This window comes from Sphingobium sp. TomMM15 (assembly GCF_055397045.1).
Genome location: NZ_AP027316.1, coordinates 67,219 through 79,482, shown reverse-complemented (window position 1 = coordinate 79,482; position 12,264 = coordinate 67,219). Strand labels below are relative to the sequence as shown.

The following is a 12,264-nucleotide window of genomic DNA, read 5'->3' as shown; positions in this document are numbered from 1 at the left end:
TCGGCCGGCCCGACAACAGCCGCGGACTTCGTGCGCATCGCTGCGAACGCCCCAAGCGCCGTGATGCGACGGAACGGCGAGTATGTCTGGATTCCCAATGACCAGGCCGGCGGCGTGATCCGCCGCCCGGACGGCGGGGAAATGCACGGTGGTGGTTCGGTGTCCTGCGATGTGCTCAGCATTGGTGCCTGGACCGGGGCCAGGGACATCAGCATCCTGGAAGGAATAGGCTTGTCTGCGACCCGCGCCGCTGGTGGTCCCGCCACGGACGAGCTCTATCTCCGGCTCTCCGGTCGGGGTCCCGACGGAAGCCCGCTCGAGGTTTCCCAGGTCGTGACCGTCCCCGGGACCCGTCGACCTTTACAGTCATCTCGGCGGACATCATCCTGGAGAGGCTGGCTGGCCTCGCCGGCGCGCCCCCGCTCGCGCCCGGCCTCTACACGGTCGAGCACGCGGTGCAGCCCGCCTTCTTCGTCCAGCGCATGGCGGAGGAAGGCGTCGTCTTCCATGACGCGTGACACCGACGCGATAGCGGGATCCTGGTGCTGCGCAAGCGTGGGTGGGTGTGAAACCACCGGCCTGTGCCGCAAGCACGGGATCAACGATGCGATGTTCTACAACCGGAAGGCGAAGTATCGCGTCTCGCTCTGGCGGAGGCCTGAGCACCAAGATCCACATGGCCGTGCGCGGGCTTGGCTGCCCCGGACGGTTCACTCTGACCGCCAGCCAGGAGGCCGATGCGCCACTGGCCGCTGCCCTGATCGAGGAGTTCCTGACCGACGTCGTCATGGCTGACGCCGCCTACGATGCCGATGCGCTGCGACAGGCCTTGCCGATAAGGGTGCTGGCTGTCAGCCTCAACAATCCGTCGCGTGCGCTCAAGCATTACCTCGACAAGCAACTCTACGCCCAGCGACATCTCGAATGTTCATTCGGGCTCAATGAAGAGGAGATTCAAGCTGCGTTTGCTGATTACCGACGACGCTATATCTGCTAATGGGCGTCGATGGTCGGTGTCGGCCCATCGGCGGATCCGAATTTACAGCTGCGGCCAAGGACAGTGAGTGTATGAGCCAGACGCGATTAGCGGATGAGGCGAAGCTTTCTCGCCTTGTCGATCTTTACGCACGCGCGGTAGATCGCGGTGATCGGGCACTTCTGTCTTCTCTGTTCACCAATGATGCGACCGTGAACTTCGGCGAAATGCTCTCTGGCGGACGCGACCATTTCGTTGAAGCCATATTTGGTGGCACTGAGCAAATGCATACGCACCACTTCATGGGTAACCGCCTCTTTGCGATCGATGGCAACCAGGCCGAGGGAGAGATTTACTCGATCAACTCCCATTTTATTCCTGATCCAGACGGTGGACGCGATTATATTGCCGCCGGTCGCTATCTTGATAGATACCGCCGGACATCGGTCGGCTGGCGTTTCGTTCATCGCACGCGCGTAATCGACTGGACTCATGAGGGTCCACACATGCCTGCAGGAGTGGCGGGAGTCATTGTAGGCAGGAAAAGAGGCGATGACCTTTCGATAACGGACTTCCCGCTGCTGGCGGCAGCACTGCAGTAGAGATTGTCCGGACGAGTCGCGAGGAGATGCCATGAGTGATCTGGTTGTCGTACGCGTATCTATGCCGGATTGAGCCGTATTTTCCGCTGTCGCATGGCGTGACGCGGACGATGCCTGGTCAGGCACTTCATCCCCATGAACGAGTTCTGCTCGTTCGTGGATGGCGGGTATCTCGGCGGGGCCCACGCTCCGGGACTGCGGCTGCCGCTGCTAGATGGCCAACAGGTCGGGCATCACACGCCTGCTGACTCACGGTATAGCCGCGTGCCATCCGCGCGCGGGCCGAGCGCCTCGTACAAATCGGATTTGCCGAAACCCGATGTCATTAGTGCCGGTGATCGACACGCCTGGGCATGTGGATGCTGCCAAGCGCGCTATGTGGCTGATGAACGGCCGGTATTCGACCTCAATCATGGAAGGGCAATATCCCGAGGAGTTTACTGCTTCCAACGGCGCGCTCTCCGAAGAGCGCAGATGGTCTGTGTCTCGTCGTGCCTGATAAGCGCTGCGATGCCGTTAAAATCAGAGCGTGGACCGCGCGATTCGCATAAGTCATCCCCAGTTCGCCGCGTGTCCTCCACTCGGCCAACCGTTCCGGCAGTTGCATGGGGTTATCCTCCCGCATATGGAGCTAAGCGAGTATCGTCGTAAGGACGAGCAACGGCTGGTTACACGATGCGGGTGATCCTCCGCATTCCAGGGGAGGGAACATTGAGCTATCCGAAATCGAGACGGCACCTCTGCGGAATCACATGTCCAACGACCGGAACGGCCAAGCGGCGGAGCACAGCATTCGGATTTCGCCTACTTAGCGCTGTCGCCATGTTCACTGCGGATCAAAGCGCCGCACAGACCGCCACGCCGTTACCTCAAGCTAAGGTCGCGCCTGCCACGATCTCTCCCGAATTTGCGCGAGTCTGGGTAGGTCTCATCGCGAAACCCTCGCCCCCTTCGCCAACGCTGGCGCCCGACGACATTGCCGGTTGGAAACGCAGCCAGGCCTACACGGAGCGAACGCTCGCAGGCGTATCACCAATGATTACCAAAATGTATCGCTTGACGGTGGCTGATCGGGTCATCGCGGGCGTGCCCGTCGTCGAGATCACGCCTACCGGATGGAGCGATGACGGACGGCAGCTGATCTACACTCATGGTGGCGGCTTCACGGCTCTATCGGCGCACTCCACGTTGTTCTCGTCGGGTCTTATGGCGAAGGCAACGGGCATGCGGGTGATCTCGATCGATTATACGCTTGCTCCAGAGGCAAAGTGGCCCAAGGTTTTGCATCAGGTGACCGCGGTTTATCGCGCTCTGCTGAAGAGCGGCGTTCAGCCCAAGGGCATCGGTATCTTCGGCGACAGCGCCGGAGGCTCGATTGCGGCTGGCATGGTGCTCAAGCTGCGGGATGAGGGCGCGCCTATGCCGGCGGCGCTGCTGCTCTGGTCCCCTTGGTCAGACGTGAGTATGACCGGAGACACGTACCGTACGCTTGCGGACTGGGACCCCTCGCTAACCTTGTCTGGTCTTACCGCCTCGGCCGCCGCCTATGCAGCGTCGTCGGAGCATAAGAACCCTTACGTGTCGCCCGTGTATGGCGATTACACCAAAGGTTTCTCTCCGACTTTGATACAGTGTGGCACACGAGAGATATTTCTGAGCAACTGCGTGCGCCAATATAGGGCGATCCGCGACGCGGGTGGAGAAGCGGTGTTGGACCTATATGAGGGCATGCCGCATGTTTTTCAGCCCATGGGCCCAGGTACACCTGAAGGAAGAGCTGCAATGGCGGAGGTTAAGCGCTTCTGGGATTCCCATCTCGTCAGCCGTCGATCGGCACAGCCTAAAAGAAAATAGGACGCTGGGTATTTCAAAATGCCTGGCAGGGTTCGCTGCGCAAGAGAGTATGTCATTTGCGATGGGGCCTTCCTGACAAACCAGCGATGCGCGGACAAGCGATCGTTCCCCTAGGTTGGCCGCGACGAGAATGAGCTGAACGCTATCACCTTTATTCGGGAGTCGGCGCCTCACCAGCAAGGCGAACTGGCCCGATCAAACCGGATGCAGGTAGCGGCGTATCGGCAGTGTATGGCGTGCTTCCAAATGATTTGCCGCCGGGTCCGAAGGTGTCGAACACGCTTCGCGGCTGCTTTAGACCGAGAGTGGCGGCGTCCTCATGGGCGAAACTGATCCGCTGCTTCACCCCCGGCTGACGATCCCCGACAACGCGGTTGACCCACAGATTACTTACCTGGACCTCGATCTTGTTGATCCCCCCCATTAACAGACCGGTGACATCGAGCCGATAAGGTGCAGTCCAGGCGATTCCTGCGGAACGGCCATCGACCAGCACTTCGCCGATCACCTCCACCTGGCCAAGATCGAGCTGGATTCGATCGAATTTGTTCAGCCAGGCTGTGGACACCCGCAGCGTTCGCGTATAGCTGGCCAAGCCGGAGAAATAGCGAACGCCCGGGTTGGTGTCAGTGCTCAGGTCGTGCAAGCGGCCCAGGTTAAGGCGAGGTGGCGCGCCGCGACCGACCAGCCATCGGACAGACCCGCAAGCTCGCGTGAGGTGGGCGTCGGGATCATGCGCGCGGCCTGCCCGTTTCCGCGAAGCACACAAAAAGCGCGCCGAAGGGATCGAAAGGCATGCGCAGGGACATCGACATTGCGCCTCTCCGTCTACATTCATGGCTGCCGGGCAAGACGTCCGCGAGATCCAGGCGGCCACATGATGTTCCCGACAGCCTTCAACGAAACCGGCGGTGCGAATATCTAGTCATCGCACGCCCATAGATTTTATTACACGTTCGCAGCAGCTCGCCAACCGCAAGCACGAAGCTATCATACAATCAGCTTTGAGAGAGCAGTGGAGGCTGTAGACGATCACTCATGATTCTCAGGCCGACAGCCAACTACTTGACGTTAGGTTGGCATTTGTTGCGTGGGCGGAACATGAGCGCCTACATCCCTCGAGAAGCGGGTCCCGCTTGGGGCTGTCTGTTGCTTGCGGCGCCAATTCGCGAGCGGGCATCTGGGGGGCGACGGAGGTGCCAAATGGAATTTTCTCTGGCAAGCCGCTTTCATGGCAATCCTCATATGTAACTAGCACTACTTTGGCAGAAATGTGATTTTTTGGGATTCCCAATGTGGGAAATCACTGATTCACAGGGAGCCAGCTTTTGTGGAGGCTGGCGATGGAAGCGGACTGGCGGAGCGAACTGGAGGCATGGCTTCTGCTCGTCCAAACCCAGATGCTGATAGCCGTTCATCGCGTGCCTTCCTGGAAAGGGGATCAAACCCCTATAAAACCTAGGATTTCGCACTTCGATCTAGAATCCACCCAGAAATAGCTAGTGATGCCGAGCCTGTTCCGCAGGGTCGCAAAGGCAGCAAATTCCGTGCCTCGATCGAAGGTGATGCTGCGCCGGAGGGGAGGCGGCATGTCGCGTAAATGCCGATCGATGCCGGCCATGACACCGGCAGAATGCCGGCTTGGATTACGCGTCAGGAAGGTGAAGCGGCTACAGCGCTCAACCAGCGAGGTGAGGTTCGCTTTGCCATATTCTCTCCTGAAGATCAGGAGATCGCCTTCCCAGTGGCCGAAACTGCTGCGATCCGCGATTTCCTGTGGCCGCGCGCCGATCGTATTTGCCACGGGTATATGGAGACCGCGCGGCTTTCGGCCATAACGTTGCCGGCGCGAACGGCGGGCAACTGGCAGATGGCGCCAAAGCTTATGGTGCCGTCCCTCAGCGCCGTAGACATACTGGTAAATGGTTTCGTGGCACACCGCCTCCCGCTGACCGCGATGACGCCGAAGATAACCCGCAATCTGTTCTGGCGACCAGGCCGCCAACAAGCGATCAGCAATGTAGGCGGCGAGTTCCGGCTGGCGAGCAATCTTGCCTCCGCGCACGCGACGATTGCTGGCCATGGTCTGCGCTGCAGTCGGGAAATATCCTCGGAACAGCGGTTCTTCATCAAAATGCCGGTTGCGCTTGATCTCTCGATAAATCGTCGAAGGATGTCGTCGCAGCGCATCTGCAACTTGCTTCACCGTGCGTCCGGTTCCGATCAGTCGATAAATATCGCGTCGCTCATCCAGACCCAGATGCTGATAGCCTTCCATATCGTGCCTTCCTTGAAGGGGATCAAACCCTTATAAAACCAAGGATTTCGCACTTCGAGATAGAATCCACCCTTACAAGAATTTGTTCCTGCCGGTTAGAAAAGGCACTTTCTGTCCCCGATAGAGATGACACCCTTTGAGGACAGCAGGGGCTGCGTGGAGCCATCGGCTTAGCGCAGCGCAGACCCTGCTGAGGGCGCAACATGGAGGGGAGGGACGTGGACCCGCTGCGCAGGCAGCGGGCTCGGTCAGAACCGGTCGAACAGTCTCAGCGGGCCTTCACAAACTCCAGCGTGCCGCGCGCTTGAGCGCCTCGCACAGCCGCCATCATCAACGTTCGTACGCCCGTGATGGCCTCTTCGCGCGTCAGGCGTCCGGCCACCACCTCACGGACGAGTGCGTCGGCCGCGCCGAGCACGGCGAGCAGAAGAACCTTGCCCTCCCGCTCTGGCAAGTCGCTGAAACGGGCCAGCCGCTGCCGGTAGAGCTGCGCGTATCGCTCCCGCTCGGACCGGAGGAACTCGTCCATCTCGATAATAGCCGTGAGTGCGGCCGTGATACCGCGCAGTTCTGGCGCTGAGTTGAACCCACAGTTCACATAGGCGGCGCTCAGGATATCCACGACGTCTTCCAGCGTGTCGGCTCCGCTCTGCAGCGCCGCCTGGGTGGCCTCCGACTGGGCGGCGTCCAGCCGCCGGTAGAGCGCCAGCAGCAGCCCCGCCCGCGTCTGGAAGTGCTGATAGGCGACGGGACGCGACACGCCGGCCGCCTCTGCCAGACGACCGAGCGTCAGGGCGTCCGCACCTTGGTCACGCACAAGGGCGGCGGCGACATCGAGCAACTGAGAGCCCCGTTCGTCACGGGACAGGCGTTTGTCCGCCAAAGGCATTCTCCGGGCTTGCAATGATATCTACAAAGTGTAAGTTTCATTATGTAGCAACCTCGCGGAAAAAGCGAGTGCGATGAGCAGCGTTGAAAGAAAGGAATCCAGATGTCGTTGAAGCCGGTGTTATTGATTGGAGGGTCCGGCGTATTCGGGTCGAGAATCGCGCGCCTCCTGCGGACACGCAATCCCGATCTTCCGTTGATCATCGGCGGACGTGACATAGGGAAGGCCCGTGCTCTGGCGGACGGTCTCGGGAACGCCGACGGCGTGGCGGTGGACCTGTCGAAACCCTCATTGGGCCTTGAGCAGAGCGAGTTTAGCGCAGTAGGACTCATCGCCTACGATCCGACCTCCAACGCAATGAATTTCGCGGCAAGAAACGGGGCGCCGTTCCTCTGCATCACCGGCGGGGTCTTCGAATTCGCGGTCGACGCCATCCCCGGTATGGCAGCGGGCCACAAGGTGCCGGTTGTCATCGCCAGCCACTGGTTCGCGGGCGCGGTGACCATGGCCACTCTCAGCCTGGCTGAGCGCTTCGCATCCATCGACCGCGTCCATGTGGAGTTCATCATTGATAGTGTCGAGGGTTCATCGGCCGGCCCGACAACAGCCGCGGACTTCGTGCGCATCGCCGCGAATGCCCCCAGCGCGGTGATGCGACGGAACGGCGAATATGTCTGGGTTCCCAATGACCAGGCCGGTGGCGTGATTCGCCGCCCGGACGGTGGGGAAATGCACGGTGGTGGTTCGGTGTCCTGCGATGTGCTCAGCATCGGTGCCTGGACCGGGGCCAGGGACATCAGCATCCTGGAAGGAATAGGTTTGTCTGCGACCCGCGCCGCGGGTGGCCCCGCCACCGACGAGCTCTATATCCGGCTCTCCGGCCGGGGTCCCGACGGAGGCCCGCTCGAGGTTTCCCAGATCGTGACCTGCCCCCGGGACCCGTCGACGTTCACAGTCATCTCGGCGGACATCATCCTGGAGAGGCTGGCTGGCCTCGCAGGCGGCCCCCTGCTCGCGCCCGGCCTCTACACGGTCGAGCACGCGGTGCAGCCCGCCTTCTTCGTCCAGCGCATGGCGGAGGAAGGCGTCGTCTTCCACGACGCGTGACACCGACGCGATAGCGGGATCCTGGTCTCGCCGAAACCCGAGCGCTCAGGGGCCGGGCGGTGTCAACGAGATAGCCGAGCGGCTCCACAACAGGCCGCGAAAGATACTCGACTTCGAAACCCCGAACGAGGTCTTCGCAAGACTGATGGCGGAGGCAAGCTACTGCTCAGTCGTGTTGCACTTCTCATGGCGAGATAGCCACGGTCCGTCACTCGACGCGTCCTCTACATCGACGGCGGCTGCCGCGATCCCCGGTCCTGCGCGGCGCGCGATGATCTGTTCCTTCTCAAGGCGGAACGGCCGCAAATGGCTGGTGCCCCAACTGCCTGCAACGTTATAACCGGTCATGAAACGGCATCGGGGACGGACCTAAGGGAATTTATAGGGGTGAAAATGATCGCCTGGCCTCCGGACGGTTTCATCTCGATGGCCAACCCATCTTGAGCAGAAATCGTCTTGGTTGAGATCATGACGGGCGTGGCACGAGCCGGATAGGTGGGGGGGCCATCCGCGAAGATCGTGGCCAGCCAGTCACCTTTGCCCAGAAAGGCCAGCGGCACCTTCAGTTGCCGCGTCTGCTCATTGGTCATTGCACCCAAAAACCAGCGTTCGCCATGCCGTCTGACGACGGCGACAAATTGTCCTGGCTGGCCGTCAATGGCGTGGGTTTCATCCCAACTGGTCGGGCATTCGTCAAACCATTGCAGGGCGGCCCAGCTACCTTCCCTGTACTTGGTCGGTGTGTCATACCAGTAAAGAAACGTGAGTGGATTATAATAGACGGCCGCCATCGCCAGTTGATGTGCATTGGTGGTCTTGTTCATATAGTGATCGTAGCAGATTGTATAATCGATCGGACCTGACAAGGCGCGCGTGAAGGGCAGGGTGACGTTATGTCGCGCCGTCGGGAATTGCTCATTGCCTCGAACGCCCTCTAGGGCGACATAGTTCGGCAGCGTGCGTTCCAGGCCGGCAGGACGGAGATTGTCATGTAGGTTGACGAGGAGATGGTTTTCGCCACAGGTTTTCACCAGATCATAGATGAAGTCGATGTCTTCCTGCCTGCCTTCCCAGATGAAACCAAACTTGATTCCCGCGACGCCCCATTTGCGATAGGTCGATACGATCTCAGGCAATTGCTGCATTGCCGGAACACGATCGACGTAAAGGATCGTGCCGATGCCCTTCTGGCGAGCGGCGGCGACAATTCCCTTCATGTCTAGACCATCGATGGGACGGCTTGCGTCGCTCGGATCGGTTCCGTCCCCATACCAATGTGCGTCGAACTCGATATAGTCGAGCTTGCGCATTTCTGCGAAGGCTATTCCCTCCAGCGCTCCAGCATTGGAATAGGGCTTGCGGATGCGAAAGGCGCGCCCCGGCTTGATCCAGCCGGTATCGCCAAGCCGGTTCGGGGTTGCAAGAGTAGGCACCAGCCCGGCTTTTTCGATGAGCTTGGCGGGTGTTTCGCCCACCAATATCAGCCGCCAGGGTGTGGTGAAGGGCGTCCCTACTGAAAAACGCGGCGCTGCATTGGTTTCGCCGGGTCCTGAATAGCCGGTCGCGCGGCCGGGGAAATGCATGAGATGGCTGGCAACACTTTGTTCATTTTCACCGGGGCCGAACATCAGACGGGGGTAGTGGAGGCGGTCGGATTCGCAGATCAACAGCGATAGGCCGTCTGCCGTTATCGCCAATAGAGGCGTGTCCGCCAACGGCCCCTTATCCGTGCTGTTCGTCAGATTCGGATGAGGGACAGGATTGATCGTGCCCGGAGGCGAACGGTGATATTCGCCCTCATCGCGGCTGCTCCATATTTCGGTGTTCGCGGGGAAACGAAACTCCGTTGCTTCACCCCCTAATTCGATCTTGTCCTTGGGCGCAGACAGCAGCACGAACCGGAAAGCGACGCCATCATTATGGGCGAGCAGGCGGATCGCGAACCGAATACGCGATTTGCGATCATCAAACTGCGCTTCGATCTGATTGGCGCGGCCGTCATATTTCGCGGCGATGCCATAGGGCGGAGTCCAGCTATCGTCGAGCGGCCCGGTCATTTGGCCCAAATATCTGGCATTCCGACCCAAAAGGAGGCCATGCTCCAGCACCAGCGCCAGCCGGGATGGCTCCAGAACCGTCTTGCCGCAAAACTGCGCTGACCAGCGGGGATAATTGGTTACCCGCGTTGGCAGGAGCAATTGCGCTTGCAGCCTGCCGTCAGGAGAGCTGATGGAGATTGCCGGTTCGCCCGCAAGCGCAGGCTGGGCGGCGAGCCTGCTGCTGCCGAACATCTCGATGGTCGCAGCACATATTCCACCCAGAAGGTTCCGGCGTGTTGGATTTAGGGCCATCATTCTTCCTTCAATTCGCTCACCGCCGAACATCAAGACCGCCGTGGAGAAATGCATCGATATCATTCTGGTGGAACAAGGCGGCGTCGCCGGGGATGGAATGTTTGAGTGCGGCGAGGGCGATGCCGGTATGAGCTGCAGCGGTAATGTCATGACCGGTTTCAAAGGAATGGAGAACACCGGCTGCGAAGGCGTCGCCGCCGCCCACGCGACCGACGATGTCAGCAAGTTCGATCTCGCCGGTCTGCGTTTCAGCCGCGCGCGTGTCGATCCGCCCGGACAGCCGGTGCAGATTGACGTGTGCCACATGCCGCGCGGTGGATGCGATCATCTGAAGTCTAGGCGTAACCAGGCAGTAAGCGCGGCAATGGGCCGCGGCGGCACGCGCGGCTAAAGTTCGCACTTCGATCTAGAATCCACCCGCTTACAATCGTTGGGCGCGATAATAGTAATTATGTTAATATCAATATGTTATGAAGATCTGTTGGATGGAACTTCCCTCGCGATTTTCCAACATGCTCATTCGCTCATGGCTTTTTTGGCAGCAGCGCAAGCACTGCTTGCTTCTTGTCCATCCAGGAGGCCGCAGTCTGGCTCCGCCATGCGATCATGTCGTGGATGCGTTGGTATTCCTCGGCGATATTGCGTGTAAAAATCGGCTCATGATGGGCGATCCGATTGCGCAACCGCCGGATTGAACGCAGGTCAGTATAGGCAGTGGTCCGGCACTGAGCGATTGTCTGGTTTGGCGGGGCGCCAGGAAAGCACGTCCTGAAATGCGCGTTCCAAATCCGATTATCTTGCCCACGGGTGAAGATATTTTCCCAGAAGGCAAATTTCAGTTCCGCGACGATCTTACCTGTGGTCGGCAAAGAGGCAGCGCAACGGGTCAAATCATTTGCCGGATTATAATCGAACTGCCGTTTAGGCCGGGGCAAACTGCGAATAAAGCCATTGTTCCACGGCCAATTCGCTCCGTGGACCTGCTCAATCGCCTCCGCAATCCCGTTGCGCACGGCGACCTCGCAGACCTGTAGAGGCACAATCAGAGCCGATGACAGGTCAAGATTCCACTCGTAAAGTTCGAGCGCCTTGTCCCGATCGTTGCCCATGGCCTGGAGGTAGGTCGCAAAGCGGGGCGCTGAAATGACATTGGGCAGCTCATGAGCTTCATTGGCTGTAAAGGGCAACGTGCGGCATCCTGTCGGCTTCCTATTGACGATACCGTCAACAGGACTATATTAACGGCATCGGCTTTGAGAATGCGGGCTCTTGCCCCCCCTCATCGTCAAAGGATATGTTAAGGCCCGCCTCTGGCGGGCCTTTTCTTTACGCAGCGATGCCATTAAACAACCATGACGCGCCACCAGCCCGACTGTCCGTCATATTTGCACCTCCACCTGGCCTTCTTGCAAGGCTGCAAGAATATATGCGTGGACCGCGCCCAGATTGATGAGCGTAACGATTTCCGGCGCCTCATCAACCGCCTTCCTGAGAAGCTCCAACTGATCCGCCTCGTAAATAATATGATCCCCGTATGGGGGCCAGATCGCCATGAGTCGATGCACTGGCTCCGTTTCATGCGCAAAAGCGGTCCAACGCTCATGCCGTGTCACGACGGAGTTTGCAGCATCGAAGGTGAATCCAGCATCCATCAGAAGCTTCGCAACGCGAAAGAGGCATAAGTCCGCGACCCCAAACCGCTTCCATTTTGCCCTTGGCATCGGATCATCATGGGTATCTGCTCCAGGCCGGTGGAAGCCCGGCAGCATCCCGACCCTGCCTCCCAGGCCGCGCTTAAGATAGGAGCGCAAACCTTCGTAGCCGACCCCGACGATTTCTGCTGCTCTGGCTGTGGTAACTTTGGGGCGCATCGGAGTTTCCAAAACGGTGCCTATAACACCAAATATAGCGTGATATGATTCGGTGTCAATAAGACCGAATCATATCACGCTAAGTGTCCCGCTGGTCGTCATCCGAACGGGTGGAACCGGCTCGCGGGGTTCCGTGCAGCCCCCCGCCATGGGGCGGCATAGAGCGCGGGCCGAAGGCAGCGGCCCGTCAGGAAGGGAAAAGAATTGTGTCATGGTGCTGAGCACCGTGCAGAATATGGATGACCGCCTTGTCGGCCTCGACCCGATAGAGGATCAGATAATAGCCATGCCCCCAACGCCGCACGCCCGCGGTGTCGATTAGACGCCCGTTTT

The 12,264-nt window shown here is 59.6% G+C and carries 10 protein-coding genes and 2 pseudogenes; 5 read left to right on the top strand and 7 right to left on the bottom strand.

Going from position 1 to position 12,264, the window contains the following annotated elements; genetic code table 11:
* Positions 1-643 precede the first annotated feature (643 nt).
* The 3 genes and pseudogenes from ACZ51H_RS17370 to ACZ51H_RS17360 all read left to right on the top strand — a co-directional run.
* A pseudogene (locus tag ACZ51H_RS17370) lies at positions 644-997 on the top strand (transposase); the annotation flags it as partial.
* Positions 998-1,068: 71 nt separating this feature from the next.
* Positions 1,069-1,578: a nuclear transport factor 2 family protein gene (locus ACZ51H_RS17365; RefSeq protein WP_464803656.1), complete on the top strand. Its 510-nt coding sequence runs from the start codon at positions 1,069-1,071 to the stop codon at positions 1,576-1,578.
* Between the two features lie 822 nt (positions 1,579-2,400).
* Positions 2,401-3,432, top strand: coding sequence for an alpha/beta hydrolase (locus tag ACZ51H_RS17360; protein WP_464803655.1), 1,032 nt, complete (start codon positions 2,401-2,403; stop codon positions 3,430-3,432).
* Between the two features lie 151 nt (positions 3,433-3,583).
* Here the strand turns inward: ACZ51H_RS17360 and ACZ51H_RS17355 are convergent, their stop codons facing one another.
* The 3 genes and pseudogenes from ACZ51H_RS17355 to ACZ51H_RS17345 form a co-directional block, all read right to left on the bottom strand.
* Positions 3,584-4,270, bottom strand: coding sequence for a glycosylhydrolase-like jelly roll fold domain-containing protein (locus tag ACZ51H_RS17355; RefSeq protein ID WP_464803654.1), 687 nt, complete (start codon positions 4,268-4,270; stop codon positions 3,584-3,586).
* Positions 4,271-4,912: 642 nt separating this feature from the next.
* Positions 4,913-5,710 (bottom strand): annotated as a pseudogene (locus ACZ51H_RS17350) (IS30 family transposase); the annotation flags it as partial.
* Positions 5,711-5,978: 268 nt separating this feature from the next.
* Entirely contained in the window at positions 5,979-6,614 is a 636-nt protein-coding gene (locus ACZ51H_RS17345) for a TetR/AcrR family transcriptional regulator (RefSeq protein WP_464803653.1), read from the bottom strand.
* An 87-nt stretch (positions 6,615-6,701) separates the two neighbouring features.
* Between ACZ51H_RS17345 and ACZ51H_RS17340 the strand changes: the two genes are divergently transcribed.
* Entirely contained in the window at positions 6,702-7,706 is a 1,005-nt protein-coding gene (locus ACZ51H_RS17340; RefSeq protein WP_464803652.1) for a saccharopine dehydrogenase family protein, read from the top strand.
* Between the two features lie 159 nt (positions 7,707-7,865).
* Here ACZ51H_RS17340 and ACZ51H_RS17335 read toward each other — a convergent pair whose 3' ends face one another.
* Positions 7,866-8,054, bottom strand: coding sequence for a hypothetical protein (locus ACZ51H_RS17335; protein WP_464803651.1), 189 nt, complete (start codon positions 8,052-8,054; stop codon positions 7,866-7,868).
* On the bottom strand, positions 8,051-9,904 hold the full coding sequence (locus ACZ51H_RS17330; protein WP_464803650.1) for a glycoside hydrolase family 97 protein: 1,854 nt from the start codon (positions 9,902-9,904) through the stop codon (positions 8,051-8,053). Before ACZ51H_RS17330 ends, ACZ51H_RS17335 begins: the two co-directional genes overlap by 4 nt.
* Before the next feature lie 31 nt (positions 9,905-9,935).
* Here ACZ51H_RS17330 and ACZ51H_RS17325 point away from each other — a divergent pair, with 31 nt between their 5' ends.
* Positions 9,936-10,451, top strand: a complete 516-nt coding sequence (locus tag ACZ51H_RS17325; RefSeq protein WP_464803649.1) for a hypothetical protein — start codon at positions 9,936-9,938, stop codon at positions 10,449-10,451.
* Between the two features lie 133 nt (positions 10,452-10,584).
* Here the strand turns inward: ACZ51H_RS17325 and ACZ51H_RS17320 are convergent, their stop codons facing one another.
* Both ACZ51H_RS17320 and ACZ51H_RS17315 read right to left on the bottom strand, forming a co-directional pair.
* Positions 10,585-11,169 carry a hypothetical protein gene (locus ACZ51H_RS17320; protein ID WP_464803648.1) on the bottom strand — a complete coding sequence of 195 codons (585 nt, stop codon included), beginning with the start codon at positions 11,167-11,169 and terminating at the stop codon, positions 10,585-10,587.
* Between the two features lie 270 nt (positions 11,170-11,439).
* Entirely contained in the window at positions 11,440-11,931 is a 492-nt protein-coding gene (locus tag ACZ51H_RS17315) for a hypothetical protein (protein WP_464803647.1), read from the bottom strand.
* Positions 11,932-12,264: the final 333 nt, after the last annotated feature.

Excerpts from the sequence above, each read along its gene's own strand:
- ACZ51H_RS17360 (WP_464803655.1), top strand. The coding sequence starts at position 2,401 with ATGTTCACTGCGGATCAAAGCGCCGCACAGACCGCCACGCCGTTACCT.
- ACZ51H_RS17325 (WP_464803649.1), top strand. The coding sequence starts at position 9,936 with ATGGAGATTGCCGGTTCGCCCGCAAGCGCAGGCTGGGCGGCGAGCCTG.
- ACZ51H_RS17315 (WP_464803647.1), bottom strand. The coding sequence starts at position 11,931 with ATGCGCCCCAAAGTTACCACAGCCAGAGCAGCAGAAATCGTCGGGGTC.
- ACZ51H_RS17340 (WP_464803652.1), top strand. The coding sequence starts at position 6,702 with ATGTCGTTGAAGCCGGTGTTATTGATTGGAGGGTCCGGCGTATTCGGG.
- ACZ51H_RS17320 (WP_464803648.1), bottom strand. The coding sequence starts at position 11,169 with ATGGGCAACGATCGGGACAAGGCGCTCGAACTTTACGAGTGGAATCTT.
- ACZ51H_RS17365 (WP_464803656.1), top strand. The coding sequence starts at position 1,069 with ATGAGCCAGACGCGATTAGCGGATGAGGCGAAGCTTTCTCGCCTTGTC.
- ACZ51H_RS17355 (WP_464803654.1), bottom strand. The coding sequence starts at position 4,270 with ATGAATGTAGACGGAGAGGCGCAATGTCGATGTCCCTGCGCATGCCTT.
- ACZ51H_RS17335 (WP_464803651.1), bottom strand. The coding sequence starts at position 8,054 with ATGACCGGTTATAACGTTGCAGGCAGTTGGGGCACCAGCCATTTGCGG.